This is a genomic window from Pseudomonas sp. AA-38 (genome assembly GCF_029457475.1).
GTDB lineage: Bacteria > Pseudomonadota > Gammaproteobacteria > Pseudomonadales > Pseudomonadaceae > Aquipseudomonas.
Genome location: NZ_CP120359.1, coordinates 1,592,285 through 1,610,780, shown reverse-complemented (window position 1 = coordinate 1,610,780; position 18,496 = coordinate 1,592,285). Strand labels below are relative to the sequence as shown.

Below are 18,496 nucleotides of genomic sequence, written 5' to 3'. Positions count from 1 at the left end.
GCCCTTGCGTGGCTGCAAGGTAACTGCTTGAATCGAACCATAAGTCTTTGCGTGACCAATCAGTCACAGCGGGACGAACGAAAAGATTCTTCGGTTGCTGGTGCTCTGCACCGACTGGATTCCTGCCTGGTAACACCGCTCTCTCCCGGCCCTGAAAATGCCTGGAGCGCCCGCCTGTTTCGATCCTAACTGCTTGAAATTCCTAAACTTATAAAAATCTCCAGCCTGACATGAAGCTGTCACGCTCAGGCGCTTTTCTTACTGCTCAAACCAACGCGAACGGCCAGCCGCTCGCCTTGACCTACTTGCGCCAGGAGGAAACGACATGAGGCCAGAAACCGCAGTCGTCGAGATCAACAGGAAGCACAAGGTACACACGGAGTTCTACGGCAACCCGGCAGCAAGCAAGACCATCATCCTGGTCAATGGCTCTCTGGCGACCACCGCCTCGTTCGCGCAAACGGTCAAGTATCTGCAACCGCAGTACAACGTCGTGGCCTTCGACCTGCCCTATGCCGGCCAGTCCAAGCCGTACAACAGCGATTTCACCCCCATCAGCAAGGAAGACGAAGCGGTCATCCTGCTCAAGCTGATCGACCACTACGGCGCCCACTACCTGATGTCCTTCTCCTGGGGCGGCGTCGCCTCCCTGCTCGCCCTGGCCCAACGCCCGGCGACGCTGGAGAAAGCCGCCATCTGCTCCTTCTCACCGATCCTCAACGTGCCGATGCTCGACTACCTGCACAAGGGCCTGCGCTTTCTCAATGCCATCGATCGCGACAACGTCGCCCTGCTGGTCAACAGCACCATCGGCAAACACCTGCCGTCGCTGTTCAAGCGCTTCAACCACAAGCACATCAGCACCCTGGACGAGCACGAGTACCTGCAGATGTACGCCCACATCAAGCAGATCCTCAATATGGAAGCGCACTGCCGCAAGGAATGCCTGCAGGCCATCGACATCCCCCTGCTGTTCGTCAACGGCGACCGTGACGAATACACCTCGGTGGAAGACGCCTGCCTGTTCGCCCAGCACATCGACCACGCTCAGTTCGCCGTGATCGACGACGCCGGCCACTTTCTCGACATGGAGCATAAGGCCGCCTGGCTGCAGACACAGCGCGTGCTGCTGGACTTCTTCAACGCCCCCAGCAAACGCCTGCAACTGCCCGCCAAAGGCGACCTGCGCGAGCTGCAGGCGATGGCAGTGTGACGGGCGCCAGGTGCGGCGAATGCGTCTATCGCCATGCTCCGCGCTTCATTTCTGTGTCGAGTTCCGGTATAAAGGCACCCGCTGCGGGTGTCGTATAATGGTAATACCCTAGCTTCCCAAGCTAGAGCCGTGGGTTCGATTCCCATCACCCGCTCCACTTCAACTTTCCATGGTGTTCCAGGGACGTCCATGGAGTGTTGCAAGTCATTGTCACGGTTCGATTTTTTAAGAATCTTCGATCCAGTGACGTCCAGCGAAATCCACTGACAGCCGGTCAAAACCGGTACATTAGGTGGTACATCGCAATGCGGAGCTTCCCAGTTCCGCATTGTTGCTGGGGGAGCCGGGGCCCGATGGGAAACATGGCACTCAACTCGCTTTCAAGGAGTTGGGATCATGCTTTCGGACCTCACGGTTCGCCAGGCCAAGGCGACCGGCAAACCGTACACCCTGGCCGACACAGACGGCCTTTCCCTCTTTGTTTCAGCCACCGGTGCAAAGGCGTGGCACTTCCGCTTCTCGTGGGGCGGCAAGCGCGACCGCATGTCCTTCGGCACGTATCCAGCGCTCTCGCTGAAGGACGCCCGTGCGCTTCGCGATGAAGCCCGCTCGCTGCTCGCCAAGGGCGTCAATCCGCACAGCGAACGCAAGCGCAGGCGGCACGCGATCGTCCTGGCCGGCGAGCACACCTTCATGGCCGTCTACGAGCAATGGCTGGCCCATCGCCGGCTCTCGCTGGAGGAAGGACGGCAGACCAGCCTTGAACAGATCGGGCGCGTCTTCAAGAAAGACGTGTTCCCCTCGCTGCGGCACCTGACCATCTACGAGATCACCCGCGCACACCTGCTGGACATCATCGGCAAGGTGGAAAAGCGCGGCTCGCTGTCGGTGGCCGAGAAGCTGAGGACCTGGTTCACCCAGTTGTTCACCTACGCCACGGTGGCGATTCCCAACATGGGCGATAACCCGTCCAGGGACCTGGAAGTGGTCGCGCTGCCATTGCCGCCGGTCGAACACAACCCGTTCCTGCGCATGCACGAGCTGCCGGTCATGCTGCAGACACTGCGCAAGTACCGCGGGCGCCTGAACACGCAGTTGGGCTTGCGGCTGTTGATGCTCACCGGTGTGCGCACTGGCGAGTTGCGCTTCGCCACGCCCGATCAGTTCGACCTCGACCGGGGCCTGTGGATCATCCCGGTGGCCAGGCTCAAGCAGCGCAAGCTGCTCACCAGGAAGAAGCGCAAGCGTCTCATCGACATCCCGCCCTACATCGTGCCGCTGTCGGTGCAGGCGCAGGAGATCGTTCGCCACCTGCTCGACAACTTCAAGCCGGCCCAGGTCTACCTGATCCCGGGCGACTGGTGCCTCAAGCATCCCGTCAGCGAGAACACGTTTAACGGGGCGCTCAAGCGCATGGGCTACGAGGACCAGCTGACCGGCCACGGCATCCGTGCCACGATCTCGACGGCGCTGAACGAACTCGGGTACCCGAAGAAATGGGTGGACGCCCAGCTCTCGCATGCCGACCCGGACAGGATCAGCGCGACCTACAACCATGCCGAATACGTCGAGCAGCGCCGCGTCATGATGCAGGACTGGGCCGATCGCCTGGACCTGTTCGAGCAGAACCAGGTCGAGGTTGCCAGCCGGCATCTGACCATCACGCTCCAAGGCCTGCCGACCATCGCCGGCCAGGCGGCCGCGCAGCCGCCGGTGGTCGACCTCTCCGCGCCGCAACTGATCGTGACCGCGCCGGCGCCCGGCCAACCCGAAGCGCCGGCATCGGTGCAGCGGCTGTCGGCCGTGCGCATGCCCGAGTACGCACGGCCGCGCCTGTCGGAGGTGCAGCGCGAACGCCAGCAAGTGCTGGAGACCTTCGAGGCGCCGCACAACCTCTCAGTGGCGGACTACGCCAGGCTCGCGGGCAAGTCGCGCCGCTGGATCACCTACGAGATCCAGGCCGGCAACCTGCTGTCGATCCACATGGGGCATCGCGGGCAGCGAGTGCCAGACTGGCAGCTCGATCCGCTCAAGCGCAGGCTGGTCCAGTCCGTGCTGAAGCAACTGCCACGGGGCATCGACACCTGGGACATCTACCACGCACTCCTGCGCTCGTACGAGGCGCTCGGGACACGGCCGGCCATCGAAGCCGTCAACCCAACGAACCTGCACCTTGCCGCGCGGCTGGTGGCCGCACAGTGCATGCAGGCGAGCGAGCCAGTCGTGACGACCGAGTTTCCTGAGCAGGTCCGGCAAAGCGTGCAGCGGCTGGTGCGCGAAGCCGTAGCTGCCGATGCCGCCGAAGTGACGCCCAGAGACTGATCGAGCCAGGGTCGCGCCGAAGTTCGGTCAGGCGCTTGCCTGGAGCGCTTGGAAGAACGGCTCCAGGCGGGTGCTGTCCGTATTTCGACGGCTCAGGAAGTACGTGGTGAGCATCAGTGCTCCCTCTTGCAAGGGACGCTGGACAACGCCAAGGGCACGATGGCCGTCGATGCGGGCGGCGGGTGCCAGGCAGACACCGTAGCCGGCGGCCACCAAGGTCATCATCAACCCGAACGATGTGGCCGTCGTGACGGCCGAGGGGACGACGCCGGCCACCGTCAGCAGTGAGTCGATTTGCCCACAGTAGCCGACACAGTCGCGCCCATCCAGGGCGATCCAAGGGTGGTCGGCCGCTTGCTCCAGGGACACTGACGCGAAGGCCAGCAAGGGGTGATGGGCCGACACGGCCAATGCCAGCGCGTCGCGCCAGACGGGTCGGACTTCGATGCCTTCAGGTGCTGCGGGCGATTGGCAGAGGCCTGCCTCGAAAGCCCCCGCGAGCAGTCCTCGATGCTGATCCTCCAGGCGCTGTTCGTGAAGACGAATCGGGTTGTCCGGATGACGCCTACGATGTTCTGCCATCGGTACCGACAACCGGGGATAGGCCAAGCAGTCCGACAAGGCAATGTTCAAAGAATCGGAAGCGATCATCGTGTCACCTGCACAACGCCGACACTGGAAAAAACCGCGTGCTATCGGCCAATGAGATAAGTTTAACGTGGTTTAAATTCGCGTGAAACGTGACGCTTCTGTTGATGCAGAAGCGATCAGTGCAACGCGGGAGACCTGCGGGAACAAGAACCTATGAAAGCGAGCCAGCGCGCGCTTTCGGCGTTGCCGTGCGCGAGGCACGGTCCGCGAAGGCGCTGGCGCAGGAGGTGCTGGCGGAACAGGCGGGTATCGCGCGATCGCACATGGGCAAGATCGAGCGCGGCGAGCACATGCCCACGCTGGTGTTGATCCTGCGGATCGCGAAGGGGCTGGGTTGCTCGGCCGCGGCACTGATGGCTGCGACCGAGGCGCAACTGTCCGAAAAACAGGAAGACGCTGTCTAGGTCGGCGTTGCGTCTCTCACCTACAACGAGGTAGTACGCAGGCGCCGCATTGCCGTCAGTGATTACCTATCGATAGACGGGATGGCGACGGCACAGATCCGCCACCTGCTGTCTTACTCGATCCCGCACGGCAATTAATCCAGCACCACCGGTTTCCAATGCATCCAGCACGTCGCACAACCAGCCGGCCAGTTGCTCGCACTCGGCCACGCCGAAGCCGCGCGTGGTCACGGCGGGCGTGCCGATGCGCACGCCAGAGGTCACAAACGGCGAACGCGGGTCGCCAGGCACGCTGTTCTTGTTGGTGGTGATCCAGGCATCGGCCAGCGCCGCGTCCGCATCCTTACCGGTGTAGGGCCTGGCGGACAGGTCGATCAGCATCAGGTGATTGTCGGTACCGCCCGAAACGATTTTGTGGCCGCGCTGCTGGATCACGGCGGCCATGGCGCGAGCGTTCGCCACCACCTGGCGCTGGTAGGCCTTGAATGCAGGTTGCAGCGCCTCCTTGAACGCCACCGCCTTGGCGGCGATAACATGCATCAGCGGCCCGCCCTGGACGCCGGGGAATACGGCGGAGTCGAGCTTTCTGTAAAGGCCCTCGTCCTGCCCCTTCGAGAGAATGATACCGCCACGCGGGCCGCGCAGGGTCTTATGGGTGGTGCTGGTGACCACGTGAGCGTGGGGCAACGGGTCAGGATACTCGCCTGCCGCCACCAGGCCGGCGACATGGGCCATGTCCACCCAGAAGATGGCACCCGCCCTGTCGGCGATGGCGCGCATGCGTGCCCAGTCCTTGTGCCGCGAATAGGCGGAGAAGCCGCCGATCAGCAGTTTCGGCCGTGCCTGCATCGCGATGCGCTCCATCTCGTCGTAGTCAATCAGCCCGGTTAGGGGGTCGAGTCCATAAGGCACGATCTTGTAATGGCGGCCGGAGAAGTTGGATGGGTTACCGTGGGTCAGGTGGCCACCCTGAGCCAAGTTCATGCCCATCACGGTATCGCCGGGGTTGGCCAGCGCCAGAAACACGGCTGCGTTGGCCTGGGCGCCGGCATGGGGCTGGACGTTGGCCCAATCACAGTCGAATAGCACCTTGAGCCGCTCGATGGCTAAGCGTTCGGCCACGTCCACATGCTCGCAGCCGCTGTAGTAGCGCTTGCCTGGGTAACCCTCGGCGTACTTGTTGGTGAACACCGAATTCTGGATGGCCATCACCAAAGGGCTCGCGTAGTTCTCGGAGGCGATCAGTTCGACATGATCCTCCTGACGGCGCGCTTCGTGGTGGACTGCCAGGGCAAGTTCCGGGTCGAAATCGGCGAGGGCAACAGAAGTGTCATACATGGTGTGCGTCCTGGTCGGGCGGATAGCGGTTGGGGTTGGACGTCATACGGTGATGTCCATCGGCTGAGCCGGAACAGACCAAACCTCGCAATCAACCAGGTCAGATGAAAGCAGGCGCGCTACACGCACCACAATGTCGTCAATCTGACGCTCGTCGCAAACGAATGGTGGCAATAGCCTGATCACGGTGTCTCGGGTCACGGTGATGAGCAGGCGCTGCTCAGCCAGCGCGCGCCCAACTAGTTCCTTGCAGGGCCGGTCCAGTTCGATACCCACCATCAGTCCCAGGCCGCGAATGGCGAGGACGTGCGGGTGACCTGCCAGCGCCTTGCGCAGGCCCACCAGCAAGCGAGCGCCCAGCACCATGGCGCGCTCGGGCATCCTGTCACGGGCCATGATGTCGAGGACGGTGCAGGCCACCCGGCAAGCCAGCGGATTGCCGCCGAAGGTCGAGCCGTGCTGGCCCGGCGAGAACAGGTCTGCCGCAATACCGCGCGCCAGGCACGCGCCGATGGGAAAGCCATTGCCCAGCGCTTTCGCCAGGGTCACCACATCCGGTGAGATGCCCGCGTGCGCGTACCCGAACCACGCGCCGGTGCGCCCCATGCCGGCCTGGATCTCGTCGAGCATCAGCAACCAGTCCCTCTGGTCGCATAAAGCGCGCAGTTCGCGCAAGTATTCGGCACTGGCCACCCGAATGCCGCCCTCGCCCTGTACAGATTCGATCAACACCGCCACGATGTCCGGGGATTGTTCTGCCGCCTGGCGTACCGCGCTGATATCACCGTAGGGAGCACGCAGAAAGCCAGGCAGCAACGGCCCGAAACCCTGCTGGTTGGCCGCGTTGTCTGTGGCGGCGAGCGTGGCCAGCGTGCGGCCATGGAAGGCGTTGCCCATGACTAGGATCTGCGGTCGTGCCACCTGCCTGCGATGGGCATGCAGCCTGGCCAACTTGAGGGCGGTTTCGTTGGCTTCCGCACCCGAGTTGCAGAAGAAGGCGCTTTCCATCCCGGTCAGCGCACACAGGCGTTCCCCCAACTGCTCCTGCCAGTCGATGCGGAACACGTTGGAAGTGTGCAGCAGCGCCCCGGCCTGTTCGGCGATGACGGCCGCGATTTCCGGGTGGGCATGACCCAGGCTGGTAACCGCGACACCGGCAATGGCATCTAGGTACTCCACGCCCTGCTCGTCCCAGAGCCGCGCGCCGTTACCGCGCACGAATGAGACAGGTTGGCGGGCGTAGGCGCGCATCAGGTGAGGGGCGGTCGTCTGCATGGGAGATTCCTCGAATTCGGCACGGTTGGCGTAACCGTCAGTCCGTGTGTTGAAAGCCTCGGTCATCACTTCACCCTCTCGTTTGCAGGCGTAGGCGTAATGACCGATGTACGTACCCGCAGCAGCACCCGCCCGTTGAGCACAGCATGCGCCGCCAGCCCTAGCACCAACCCCCAGAACGCCCCGCCAATGCCCAGCAAGGTGATGTTGGCGGCGGCCGCCAGAAACGTGATCAGTGAGGCTTCCCGGGTCTTGGCATCGGACATGGCGGTGGCTAGGCTGCCGCCGATCGTCCCCAGCAGGGCCAGGCCCGCCAGCGTGGTGATGAAGGTCGCCGGGAAGGCCATGAAGACCGCGGCCAGCGTCACCCCGAACACGCCGATCAGAACGTAGAACACCCCAGCGGCCATCCCCGCGATCCAACGCTTGGACGGGTCTTCGTGTGCCTCCCGGCCCGTGCAGATGGCGGCGGTGATCGCCGCGATGTTGAAGGCGTGCGAACCGAACGGCGCCATCAGCAGCGAACCCAGGCCCGTGATGGTCACGATGGGGTTGGCGCTGGTCTTGAAGCCGTCATTGCGCAATACCAGCATGCCCGGCATGTACTGCCCGGTCAGGGTAATGAGGAACAGCGGCAACGCCACGCTCAACAAGGCGTTGAGCGAGAACGCGGGCACGGTGAACACCGGCGCGGCCAGTTTCAGGCTCAGTCCCGACAGATCGACGCGGCCCTGCGCCAGCAGGAATACCAATCCCAGCACCAGGATGCCCACCACCGCATAGCGCGCGGAAAAGCGCTTGAACACCAGATAGGCGGCGATCAGCAGTCCCGCCAGCAGCGGATCGACGCTCAAGCCGCCGAAGGCGCCAGTGCCGAATTGCAGCAGGATGCCGGCCAGCAGCCCGGCAGCCACGCCTGGCGGTATCAAACGGATAACGCGCTCGAACCAACCCGACAGGCCCAGCAGCACAAAGGCGGCAGCCGAGATCAGGTATGCCCCGACGGCCTCGGCATAAGGTGTGGTTGCCAGTGCTGTGACCAGAAACGCCGCTGCCGGCGTGGACCAGGCGGTGATGATCGGTTCGCGGGATACCCAGCTCAAAATGATGCCTGTCACGCCCACGCCAATGGAAATCGACCACACCCACGAGGCCGTCAGCTCCGGGCTCAGGCCCGCGACCTTGGCTGCCTGGAACACCAGGATGAAAGTGCCGCCATAGTTGACGATGACCGAAATCAGTCCGGCCATGACGGGATGGGTGAGATCGTTCCAACGAACGGGCGAAGCTGAAGGGTCCGACGGCATCATCTGAAGTGGGTTCCTGGCATGGGGACGAAAAGACCATGAGACGATAGACTTTTAATGGCATGATGTTCCCCACCAATTTTCAGATGAAGTACCTGCCAATTGTTCAGACATGCCCAACTTGAATCCGTCAAAGCCTGGCTCGGCGACCCCGCGCACGGCGCCTTGCCCCTGCATGCACGGGTACAGCGGGCCATTCGCCAGTTGATCCTGGATGGCGCGCTCGATGCAGGCCGCCCCCTGCCCGCGTCGCGCGCGTTGGCGAAGTCGCTGGGGGTGTCCCGCGACACGGTGGAGTCGGCCTATGGCCAGTTGCACGCCGAAGGTTTCATTGAGCGGCGGGTCGGCAGTGGCAGCTTCGTGTCCGAGCAGGCCCGGTGGCTGCCCGGGCGCGGCAGACCACGGCGCACGAGCGTGGATCGCAAGGCACCCCTGCGCCTGAGCCGGCGCGGCGATGCCATGCTCCAGGGCGGCGGCGTGCGCGACTTCCTGATGTCGCGCCCCTTCGCGCCCGGCGTGCCGGAGACGCGCAGCTTTCCGCTGCCAACCTGGGAGCGCTTGCAGCGGCAGGTGTTGAAGGAGTACGGCACCCTGGCGCTGCTGCACAGCCCACCGCAGGGCATGGAGCCGTTGCGACGCGCCATTGCCGCCTACGTCAACCTCGAACGAGGCGCGCAGGCCACACCCGAGCGCGTGCTGGTGCTGACCAGTTCCCAACAGGCCATGACCCTGTGCGCCACCGTGCTGCTCGATGCTGGCGAGCGCATCTTCATCGAAGACCCCGTGTACCACGGGGCGCGCAAGGCATTTGACGCCGCCGGGTTGGATTGCGTGCCCGTGCCGATGGATGACCAAGGCATGCAGATAGCGCACCTGCTGGCAAAGGCGCAGACCCCTTGCAATGCCGCCCGGGCGGTGTTCCTGACGCCCTCGCACCAGTTCCCAACCGGGGCTACGCTGGCGTTGGACCGGCGCCTGGCCGTCATCGAATGGGCCCGCCAGCACCAGGCTTGGATCATCGAGGACGACTACGACAGCGAATTCCACTACGAAGGCAAGCCCACCGCATGCGTACAGGGGCTCGACCCCCACGGCCGCACGATCTACATCGGCACCTTCACCAAGTCGCTGTTCCCCGGCCTGCGCATCGGCTACATGGTGCTGCCGGAGGCTCTGGTGTCGCCCATGACGGTGGCCCGCACCCTGCTGGATGGGCACAGCGCACCGATCCCGCAGCTCACCCTGGCTCGCTTCATCGAGGGTGGGCATTTCGGAGCCCATGTGCGAACCATGCGGGCCGTCTATGCGGAACGCCGCGCTGGCGCAGCTGGTGCGCCAGCACCTGGCCGACTTCGTGGAGCCCAGGGTGCCCGCTGGCGGGATGCAGATGCCTTGCGTGTTCATCCGCGACATTCCCGAGCGCGAGGCGGTGGAATCGGCACGGCGGGTCGGCATCGACCTGCTGGGGCTGACCGCGCTGCATGCATCGCGCAGCCATGCATCGGGCAGGGATGGGGCTGGTTTCCTCATGGGATTTGCTGCCCATGCACCCCATGAACTGGAGATCGCTGTCAAGAAGCTGGCAAGCGTGCTGCGTGCGCTGTGTCGCCGATCATCATGAGGCGGCGCTGGCGCCTTTCGTGCTGCTAGCTCCGCGTCAGGGACAGGTAGGGGTTGTCCGGCGGGACTTCCGCGAACAATGCCGAAGGCGCCGCCAACAGATAGCCGTGCAACCGCCGCGACTTGCGCGGCCCGGTGACTTCGCAGGTCCAGATGTTCAGGCCGCTGTCCTGTTTGCGGTGCAGCCCCAGCTTCTCGAAGCGCTTCTGCACCCATTGCCAGTCGTGCAGATCGTCCTGTCGGGCCAGCGCCTGGATCTCCGGATGTTCCTGCACGTAGCGCTGGAAGACGCCGGGGCTGACCAGGTACGCCGTGCCATCGACGGTATGCACCAGTGCCTTCGCATCGTTGATGATGAGCTTGCGCGACTCGATGCCTTGCCTGAGCCAGGCGATGAAGGCATCCCCGGACGGCGTGGCCTTCGCGGGAGCCGGCATCGTGGCAGGACCGGTCAGCGCCGAATGGGTCACTGTCACAGTTGCTCCGGCGGATGGTGACGGCGGTTCCGCGCCGGCGGACGATGCACCGGCGGTGGCTGCGCCGGATGCATCGAGCATCGACAGCAGATCGGAGACCGGGTCCGCGAGCCCGGCCGGGGAATCCGCCACCCCAGGGGGCGGTGAGGTGGCCGGGATGCCGTCGGAGCCCGGCGCTGCCTCATCGCCAGGGAGGGGCTCTTCCGTCGTGACCGTGCCGGCGAACGGTGCGGGACGCTCGCCCGACTCCCAGATCAAGGCCGGCGACAGGCGCAGGAAGGTAAAGCTGTGCGACCAGCCGGTGCCGCTCGTGACGGTCGCCCGCCAGATCGCCTTCCCATCCGGGGCGGGCTGCACGATGCCATGGTCCTGGAGCACCGAGAAGACGGCGGTGTTGTTCGATGGGATGCCTTCGATGCCCTGCGACAGGAGATGCGCGCGCAGTTTGTCGCTGACCGTCTTGCTGACGAGCCAGAGTGCGTCCTGGGTCAGCCATCCATCCGACGGGCCGCCGGGCTGGTTCAGCTTGAACTCCTCGCGCAGCAGGTAGCGCAGGCCATCCAGCAGCTTGCGCTGCAGCGCATGCTTCGGCGCCGCCATGGCCCTGGCCGGATCACCGCCGAGCGCCAGGGCCACCGATGCCTGGTCGGCCTTGACGACCAGCTCGCCCAGCGTGCCGGCATGCTCGTACTGGCCCGCCAGCACGTACAGCAGCGCCGACCACAGGTCCTGGTAGTCGCTCAGCCAGTCGAGGATGCCGGCATCGAGCACACGGGTGTAGAGCAGTCCCGTGGCGGCGCCATGCAGCCGGTACTCGCGATCCGTCCGGTAACGAAAGCGGTACGGCTGCCGCAGCGGCCCGTGCCAGGGGTGCCAGACCAGGCCATCGGCCTGCTCGACGTGCAGGTCGACCGCGATCTTGCCAATGTCGTGCAGCAGCGCGGCCCCGGCGGTCCAGGCCTCGGCTTGCGCGGCCTGGGCCTCCGGCGAGGCGCCGGCCGGAAGCAAGTGGGACTGCCTCAGTTTGAGCGCGTAGGCCACGATCTCCAGGCCATGGTCCAGCATGCCGCCCGGCCAGGCATGGTGATGCGCCTCCGAGGCCGGGAACTGCTGGACCAGTTCGGCGTAGCGCTCCAGCGGCGCCAGGTACAGCGAGCGGAACTGCCGACGCGACAGCGAGGTGCGCTGCCAGATATGTTCCAGCAGCCGCCGCCGGTGCGGCTCCGCCAGCAGCGATGTGGCCGACTGCGGTGGCGTCAGCCCTTTGGCAGGCTCGACAGGTGGTGGCGCGGCGGCAGCGGCCAGCGGCACCCGTTTGCGCTGGAACAGCGAAAGCATGGCGACATCCTGGTGATGGGCTGGCCGGAGGAGCCTTTTGGCCTTTTCGGGTAGGGCCTTTCCCCTTGAGGCCATTCCCTTGCTCCATCCCCAGCCCTTTGGCCTTCGACAAGCCCTTTGATATAGGGGCAGTCGGCTTCGTGTGCCGCAATCAATGCGGAGCCGGTGCGCTCCAGGATCGGGCGGAACAGGCACTGTGTTTTCACCGGATCAGGCCGTTTCAACCGGCGCTGAAAGCGCAGCAGGCCCTGAAACCCCTGCGCCCGAAGGCATGCTTGTCGAGAATGAAGTAAGGAAGTAAGATTTCCTTTGAAACTTACGGAGGCCTCCCATGCTTGCCAAGCTCACTTCGAAAAATCAGATCACGCTGCCCAAGGCGGCCGTATCCGGCGTGGATGCGGCGGAGTACTTCGACGTGACTGTCGAGGGCGGCCGGATCATCCTGACGCCCGTGCGGGTCCAGAAGGCCCAGGCCGTGCGCGAGAAGCTGGAGCAACTCGGGATCACCGAGCAGGACATCGAGGATGCCGTGGCCTGGGCACGGCAGTGATGCGCAGGGTCGTCCTCGACACCAACATCGTGCTGTCGGCGCTGATCTTCAGTGCCGGACGACTGGCCTGGATACGCCAAGCCTGGCAGCAACAGCAGTTGCAGCCGCTGGTCTGCCGGGAGACGGCCAGTGAACTCCTGCGCGTCCTGGCCTATCCCAAGTTCAAGCTGTCGACCTTGGAACAGCAGGAGTTGCTGGCGGACTTTCTGCCCTACGCCGATGTGGTGGAACTGCCGGCGCCATGGCCAGACCTGCCGGTCTGCCGCGACGAGAAGGACCAGGTGTTCCTGGTGCTCGCGCATGTCGGCAAGGCGGATGCGTTGATCACGGGGGATGCGGACATTCTCGCCATGCGAGAGGACTTTCCCGGCTTGATCATGACCGCCGAAGCATTCGCGGCGCGGCAGGCATGAAGGAAACCGGCACGGCCTTGCCCAACGACCGTGGAACGACCATGAGGTAGCCAACCATGAAGCACACCGCACGCATGACCACCGCAGCGCGACTCGGCCGCTGGCTGGGCGGTGTATGGGGCGGTTGCCTGCGCGCGGAGCGTCGGGTGCATCAATGGCTGATGGCGCAAGGAGTGCCGGCGGGCGGTGCAGCGGTGCTGATCTGGGGGGTCAAGCTGGCGACCCTTGGGGTGTTGCTGTACATCGCGGTCTGGACGGCGCTGTTGCTGGTCGCTCTCGTTGTGGCAGCCAGGATGGCGGAGCAAGCGCCGCAAGGCGACGATGATTTCCTCGGACGCAAGGCCGAGGAGTTGGATCATCGCGAAAGCCTTGCCTACGACCCCATCAACTACAGCGATGACCCAGATCCACGATTCGAAGACGATTGAACCGGCGGTTGGAGCTATTTCTGCTTGGCCGCACCGATCATCAAGCCGCCGCCCCTGCCACCGGCTTGTCCGGCATCCCGCGTGCCAGTACTCAATCCTTGAAGTACGTTGCCTGCACGGATACCAGCCCAGGCCAATGCCGCCACCCAGAACGTGGGCAAGATCAAAAACATCGTGGCCATCACGAAGTTCAGCAGCATGTCTCCGAAGGTGTTGTTGAGGCCCACCAGCGGATCGAAGTTCGTGTGCGGCCGGTTCCAGCCCCATCCCCAGCCGTAGAGCGCATCGAGGATCGTCGAGTCGATCCAGCGGGCGAGTTGGAACCAGAAGTCGGTGAAGAACAGCGCGAACTGCACCACGCTCACCGTGACCACGGTCTTGAGGTCATAGGTGCCGATCAGCAGCACCAGCGGGATGCAGATGACCAGCGCCATCTTGAGCAGGGACAGCACCATCGGCAGCGCCTGCCGCACCACGTCCATCGCCGGGAAATAGCTTAGTGATCCGACGGTCAGCCCCACGTCGCTGGCGGCGCGGGTGACGATGTTGGGCAGCGTCATGTCGATCTGGCCACCGTAGTCCGTGTAGACCGCCCCCCGGTTGAGCTTCTGTTGCCGAGGGCTGGCGACGGCGCGGATCACCGAGTCGTTGACCTCGGCCTGGCTCAGGAAGCCCGCCCAGCCGGCCAGTCGCGTCAGCAGGTTGGGATCGACCTGGGCCAGCAGTCGTGCCCGCAGGCCCTGGCCGCCGTCGGACCACCACTGCCGGCAGGTCGGGTAGCCGCCCCGCCGGGCACCTGGGCCAGGCCGGCGTCGCGCGTGGCGTCGAACGGCCAGGCATCGCGCGGTGTTCTGGAGCGGTAGCTGTCGTAGAAGCCGGCGGTGCCGACGAAGTAGCTGGAACCGATCCAGGTGACGTCGTGCATCTGCACCTCGCTCAGGCTGGGCCGGGTCATGAACAGCTTGGCGCGGGCGGGGCCGTAGCAGTCGCGGGTGAAGTCGCTGACCTCCTGGGCCAGCACCGGGTCGTCGATGCGGGTCGCGTCGATGTCCATGCGGATCTGCCGCAGGTCGGTGCCGCAGGGAATGGCCGCGACCGAGGCGCCGGTGATCGCGCGCGAGATCGCGTGCATGGCGAACCACCACACGGGCACCTTGGCCGATTGGTTGTTGATCGTGCTGAACGATTGCGACCAGCCGGTATCGGTCGGCTCCGGGAAATTCACCTGGCACTGGGTCGAACGCGAGCGGTCGTACTTGATGGTGTTGAAATCGACATCAATGAAGGGAATGCCCGCGAACATGATCACCACGATGGCAACGAAGACGCGGTTCTCGATGCGAGCCGAGGACAGCACGCCCTTGTTGCCTTCGTCCGCGCCTTCCGCGCGGGCCTTCAACCATTCCTGGATGACGATCGCCAGGAACGGGATGGCGAACACACCGCTGGCGACCAGCACCGACCAGATGCCGTTATGGACCACCCAGGACACCAGCGTCAGGTAGTACTCCAGGTAGTCGGTGGTGTACAGCGTCATGGCGAACCTCGCGCTACCGTGCCTGCATCAGCAGGCTGGCTTCCAGTACGATCACGGCGACGATGGCCGCAACCTCCGCGCGCAGCAGCCGCTGCCCGGCAGCGCGCTCCGGTTCCCGCGCCCGCAGGCGACGGCGCATCCAGAGCCAGCCCCAGGCGGTGGCGGCGTAGAGCAACAACCGCCAGGCCAGGAAGGCCCCGGATTGCGCCGCCATCCATGCTTGCCATCTGTCGATGCCGCCCGCGATGCGGATGCCGATCACATTGACGGCGGTCGCGGCGATCAGCAGCGACACCGCCCACACCAGCACCAGGATGGCACGCTGGTTGGACAGCCAGCGCAGGCGCCACCTGCCGGCGCTCATGGATGGCTTCCGCCGGACGGCGGCCGCTGCAGTTCATCGACGCGGTTGCGCACCGGGTCACCCTCGTAGATGCCACGCGCACCGGCGGCGCGGGTGCTGTGGCGCTGGATGATCGCCATCGGCGAATTGCTGGCCAGTTCGCGGCGCAGTTCCAGCTCTGCCTTCAGGTTGTGAATCTCGCGATCGAGGACTTCGCTTTCGTGGGTGATGGCCTTCTGGGCCAGTTCGTTGGCGGCCACGTTGGGCTCCTTGCGCCCGGTCAGCAGCGTGCGTTGCAGCAGCAGCGCCTTCTCCAGCACGCTGGACAGCGCAACCTCCGAGGCCAGGCGCCGAGCCAGGATGTCCTGGTCCGTCTCGTCGCGCAGTGCCTCGATCACGCCACGGGTGATGGGCAGCGACGCGCTGCTCGCAGCCAGCAGGTTCTGCGCCGTGGTTGGACGGCTGCCGGCGACCAGCTCCTGCAGGGCCTGCAGCTTGTCCTCGTATTCCTCCTGAATCAGCGGGGTCAGGCCAACGCCCGGCGTGGTGACGGTCTTGGTGCATGCATCGCAGGTGCGCTGTTCCTGCTCGCCCAGCACGCGAATGGCCCAGGCTGCGGCGGCATCGGGCGAACTCCAGGTCTGGCATGCCAGGTTGCCGCTGCAACTGGCTTGCGGAATCGAACTGGCATCGCCGACGCCACGGCCATTGAGCAGGTTGTAGCCGGCGCGGGTCACGTCGCCGACCACACGCACCGGACGTTGGCCCGCGCCGCCAGCGTTGTCTCCGCCGACCCACGGCACGCCATTGTTGCCACGGTTCGCCTCGGCGTCGTCGATCGCTGAGACCGCATCGGTGCTCGCGACGGCCTGCTTCAGCGCCATGCCTTCGGCGAGCTGGTCCCAGCCGAGCTGCCCACCCGCCATGTCGGCCATGCGGTTGGCGATGGCACGGCAGGTCAGCTTGCTGCGATCGAAATCCAGCCTGGCTTGCAGCACCCCATTGGTCAACAGGTTGTACAGCCCTGGATCGGCGCGCTGGATGATCAAGGCGGGCAGCGACGCCACGGCAGCGGTGGCGTTCTGGATCACCGAGGACATGATGGCCTGGAAGCCATTGGTGATGCCGTTCAACTGGTTCTGCAGCGTGGTGGTGATGCTCATGTCGCCACAGATCAGGTTGCTGTTCCAGCCGACGCCAACGCCGATGGAGTGCATGTTGGCCGCACCGCTCATGGACACCGCGCGGCCGCCCCCAATGCTGTAGAGCACGTCGTCGCCTATCACGCTGCCTTGATGCTGGACGCCGTACTCGTTGACGCTGGTCTGCGCCCCGGCGCTGGAGTAGCACAACGCTGCGACAACGGCCAATGCGACGTACAGAAATCGACGGGCGCTCGGAAATGAAGTCGTCATGGCATCGGGTCTCACAGGAAATCGACGCTGCCGAGGAACACCTGGCCGCGGCGCTGGCAGCAGCTATAAGGACGCCACAATGCCCAAGCGTAGTCGCCTTGCCGGGCCTGCACCTTGGCATTGCCGTGGGGGAATACCGCGCAACTGCTGGACAGCGTGGGGGTCAGCTCCTGCCACTTGCCCGTGGCGGCATCGGTTTCCATCAGGGCGCCGGCCGGCCAGTAGCCATCGCGCGAACTGGCGAGCAGCGGTTGGTAGACGTGGATCTGGTTGCGGCGCGTCACGATGTCACCCGCGCGCTGGGCGACCACGGCTGCGGCCTTGTGGTCATCCACCTGGTGCAGGAAGCCGCCACGCGGATAGACGTTGCCCCAGAGATTCATGGCCGTGCGCGTGCCGATCTCGCGCCGGCCGGGAATCAGTGCTTCCGGATACAGCGCCTCGGGGATGTTGTAGCGCCATGCCAGCGTGTCGAGCGTGCTCAGCAGATAGGGCATGAAGGCGGTGCCGGCGCCCTCGCAGGTGTAGCCGGACGCGCTGGCGAACTGGCTGAACACATGGCCACCGGGATGGCCGATGACGTCGGCGTTCTTGAACTTCGCCAGGTTGTTCTCGTGATCCTCGTTGGTGGTGCCGTCGCCACCGGCCTTCGCGGTCGGGTTCGGCAGGCTCATCGCCCGCACCTCGACCCAAGGGTTCTCGCCGGTGTTCGAGTAGCTCGATACCACGGCATCCGGAATGTAGTGGCGCACCTTGACCGAGGTGCGCACGGTGCAACCCGTCCAGGTGCAATAGAGCCAGTAGCAGATGCCGGTGACGCGGTATTCCATGCAATCCGGCGACAGGGTGGAGGCCACGATGGTGGCGGTGTTCAGTGCGAAGGACGATGCGGAACACCCCAGCAGCAGCGCTGCGACGGCCAACCGCTGGCGCCGGGATGGCGCGAACGGACGCCTCGTCATGGCTGCGTCCTCCGGTATTGGTCGATGCGGGCAACCGCACGGGCCACGTCCGTCTCGCCATAGACCACGTATCGGCGATCCACCAAGATGGCCGGAACCTTGGTGACGCCAAGGCTCCAGGCGTCGGCAATGCCCTGGTAGGCGGTGCCGATCCTGCGCTGCAGGTCCGTACCGCCCTGCTTCAGGCGCTGCTGGACGATGGCGCTGGCGCGCTCTGAATCGGAGGGTAGGTTGGCGGCCAGGTCAGCTTCAAGCACCGCGGCAGCGTCCAGGATGACGTGTCGGTCAGCCTGGCCATGGACCGGATGATGCGAGTCGGTAACGACCCATACTTCCGCCGCGGCGGCGCGGGTGGCCAATGCCAGGATGGCAATGCCCGAAGCAAACCATGCTGAGCGAGCGCGAGCGGCATGAGGAACAGCGCGAGGGTCCATGAGACAACACCGGAGGGAAGCCAATCCGGTGACAGTCGAACCGAAACCAGGCCTCGACGCGACAAACAAAGCGGAGACCACCTTGCCCCGTTTTCACCATCCCTGTCCGCCCCGACTCGCTGATCGGACCTGCGCGCTTGCCAAAAGCTGACTGTGTGCAGTGGATGGGTATGGGCCAATCCGGTCTCGTGGCCAAGCTGTTCACACCGGACGCCGACGTGGCTTGACTGCTGACCGAGATTGATCTCGGCGATGACAATGACCACGCATTTGGTCTTTGCGATCTGGGCCTGGGACGCCGGAAATCGGCTGGGTCAGTCTGGGCGAACTGGCGACGGTGCTCGGCCGGCTGGGCCTGCCGATCGAACGCGACCCGTGGTTCCGTGCCGAGGAGCGATTGAGCGCCTGTGCGCGCGATGAGCGGCTGGCCGGGCGGATCGTTGTTTGACGCGGCCATTGGATCGTCGCAA

Annotated in this window: 16 protein-coding genes, 1 tRNA gene and 3 pseudogenes; 9 read left to right on the top strand and 11 right to left on the bottom strand. The window is 64.8% G+C overall.

The annotated features are described in order from the left end of the window. Positions 1-325: 325 nt before the first annotated feature. From PVE35_RS07425 to PVE35_RS07415, 3 genes are all read left to right on the top strand, one after another. The gene (locus PVE35_RS07425) at positions 326-1,213 is read left to right on the top strand and encodes an alpha/beta hydrolase (protein WP_277374242.1); all 888 of its coding nucleotides are present in this window, start codon (positions 326-328) and stop codon (positions 1,211-1,213) included. A gap of 83 nt (positions 1,214-1,296) precedes the next feature. Beyond that, a tRNA-Gly gene (locus PVE35_RS07420) sits at positions 1,297-1,370 on the top strand. A gap of 239 nt (positions 1,371-1,609) precedes the next feature. Further along, positions 1,610-3,535: an integrase arm-type DNA-binding domain-containing protein gene (locus PVE35_RS07415; RefSeq protein WP_144735143.1), complete on the top strand. Its 1,926-nt coding sequence runs from the start codon at positions 1,610-1,612 to the stop codon at positions 3,533-3,535. A gap of 27 nt (positions 3,536-3,562) precedes the next feature. Here PVE35_RS07415 and PVE35_RS07410 read toward each other — a convergent pair whose 3' ends face one another. Continuing rightward, the gene (locus tag PVE35_RS07410; protein ID WP_277374241.1) at positions 3,563-4,186 is read right to left on the bottom strand and encodes a LysR family substrate-binding domain-containing protein; all 624 of its coding nucleotides are present in this window, start codon (positions 4,184-4,186) and stop codon (positions 3,563-3,565) included. Between the two features lie 104 nt (positions 4,187-4,290). On the opposite strand from PVE35_RS07410, the gene PVE35_RS07405 reads away from it, so the two are divergent. Further along, positions 4,291-4,590, top strand: coding sequence for a helix-turn-helix transcriptional regulator (locus PVE35_RS07405; RefSeq protein ID WP_024889555.1), 300 nt, complete (start codon positions 4,291-4,293; stop codon positions 4,588-4,590). Positions 4,591-4,656: 66 nt separating this feature from the next. Here the strand turns inward: PVE35_RS07405 and glyA are convergent, their stop codons facing one another. The 3 genes from glyA to PVE35_RS07390 all read right to left on the bottom strand — a co-directional run bounded on the left by glyA (position 4,657) and on the right by PVE35_RS07390 (position 8,510). Beyond that, on the bottom strand, positions 4,657-5,928 hold the full coding sequence (gene glyA / locus PVE35_RS07400; RefSeq protein ID WP_277374240.1) for a serine hydroxymethyltransferase: 1,272 nt from the start codon (positions 5,926-5,928) through the stop codon (positions 4,657-4,659). Between the two features lie 42 nt (positions 5,929-5,970). Beyond that, the gene (locus PVE35_RS07395) at positions 5,971-7,203 is read right to left on the bottom strand and encodes an aspartate aminotransferase family protein (RefSeq protein ID WP_039748486.1); all 1,233 of its coding nucleotides are present in this window, start codon (positions 7,201-7,203) and stop codon (positions 5,971-5,973) included. 65 nt (positions 7,204-7,268) lie between these two features. Next, positions 7,269-8,510 (bottom strand): benzoate/H(+) symporter BenE family transporter, encoded by a 1,242-nt coding sequence (locus PVE35_RS07390; RefSeq protein WP_277374860.1) that lies wholly within the window; start codon positions 8,508-8,510, stop codon positions 7,269-7,271. Positions 8,511-8,612: 102 nt separating this feature from the next. On the opposite strand from PVE35_RS07390, the pseudogene PVE35_RS07385 reads away from it, so the two are divergent. Then, positions 8,613-10,131, top strand: a pseudogene (locus PVE35_RS07385) (PLP-dependent aminotransferase family protein). 25 nt (positions 10,132-10,156) lie between these two features. Here the strand turns inward: PVE35_RS07385 and mobH are convergent. After that, positions 10,157-11,944, bottom strand: coding sequence for a MobH family relaxase (gene mobH, locus PVE35_RS07380; protein WP_277374239.1), 1,788 nt, complete (start codon positions 11,942-11,944; stop codon positions 10,157-10,159). A 331-nt stretch (positions 11,945-12,275) separates the two neighbouring features. Here mobH and PVE35_RS07375 point away from each other — a divergent pair, with 331 nt between their 5' ends. The 3 genes from PVE35_RS07375 to PVE35_RS07365 are packed head-to-tail and all read left to right on the top strand — an operon-like array spanning position 12,276 to position 13,335. Then, positions 12,276-12,494 (top strand): AbrB/MazE/SpoVT family DNA-binding domain-containing protein, encoded by a 219-nt coding sequence (locus PVE35_RS07375; protein ID WP_150084252.1) that lies wholly within the window; start codon positions 12,276-12,278, stop codon positions 12,492-12,494. Further along, positions 12,494-12,907, top strand: coding sequence for a putative toxin-antitoxin system toxin component, PIN family (locus PVE35_RS07370; protein WP_029578099.1), 414 nt, complete (start codon positions 12,494-12,496; stop codon positions 12,905-12,907). Before PVE35_RS07375 ends, PVE35_RS07370 begins: the two co-directional genes overlap by 1 nt. A gap of 56 nt (positions 12,908-12,963) precedes the next feature. Next, complete coding sequence (locus tag PVE35_RS07365) at positions 12,964-13,335, top strand: DUF3742 family protein (protein WP_029578100.1); 372 nt, start codon at positions 12,964-12,966, stop codon at positions 13,333-13,335. 14 nt (positions 13,336-13,349) lie between these two features. Here PVE35_RS07365 and PVE35_RS25455 read toward each other — a convergent pair whose 3' ends face one another. From PVE35_RS25455 to PVE35_RS07340, 6 genes and pseudogenes are all read right to left on the bottom strand, one after another. Next, positions 13,350-14,171 carry a conjugal transfer protein TraG N-terminal domain-containing protein gene (locus tag PVE35_RS25455; protein WP_346772064.1) on the bottom strand — a complete coding sequence of 274 codons (822 nt, stop codon included), beginning with the start codon at positions 14,169-14,171 and terminating at the stop codon, positions 13,350-13,352. A gap of 83 nt (positions 14,172-14,254) precedes the next feature. Further along, positions 14,255-14,872, bottom strand: a pseudogene (locus PVE35_RS25450) (conjugal transfer protein TraG N-terminal domain-containing protein); the annotation flags it as partial. 13 nt (positions 14,873-14,885) lie between these two features. Continuing rightward, complete coding sequence (locus PVE35_RS07355) at positions 14,886-15,236, bottom strand: hypothetical protein (RefSeq protein WP_277374238.1); 351 nt, start codon at positions 15,234-15,236, stop codon at positions 14,886-14,888. Beyond that, positions 15,233-16,630: an integrating conjugative element protein gene (locus PVE35_RS07350; protein ID WP_277374237.1), complete on the bottom strand. Its 1,398-nt coding sequence runs from the start codon at positions 16,628-16,630 to the stop codon at positions 15,233-15,235. Before PVE35_RS07350 ends, PVE35_RS07355 begins: the two co-directional genes overlap by 4 nt. 11 nt (positions 16,631-16,641) lie before the next feature. Next, a complete protein-coding gene (locus tag PVE35_RS07345) occupies positions 16,642-17,592 on the bottom strand; it encodes a TIGR03756 family integrating conjugative element protein (RefSeq protein ID WP_277374236.1) in 951 nt (316 codons plus the stop codon). After that, complete coding sequence (locus PVE35_RS07340) at positions 17,589-18,026, bottom strand: TIGR03757 family integrating conjugative element protein (RefSeq protein WP_144735133.1); 438 nt, start codon at positions 18,024-18,026, stop codon at positions 17,589-17,591. Before PVE35_RS07340 ends, PVE35_RS07345 begins: the two co-directional genes overlap by 4 nt. Before the next feature lie 188 nt (positions 18,027-18,214). Here PVE35_RS07340 and PVE35_RS07335 point away from each other — a divergent pair. Then, a pseudogene (locus tag PVE35_RS07335) lies at positions 18,215-18,474 on the top strand (DUF2958 domain-containing protein); the annotation flags it as partial. Positions 18,475-18,496: the final 22 nt, after the last annotated feature.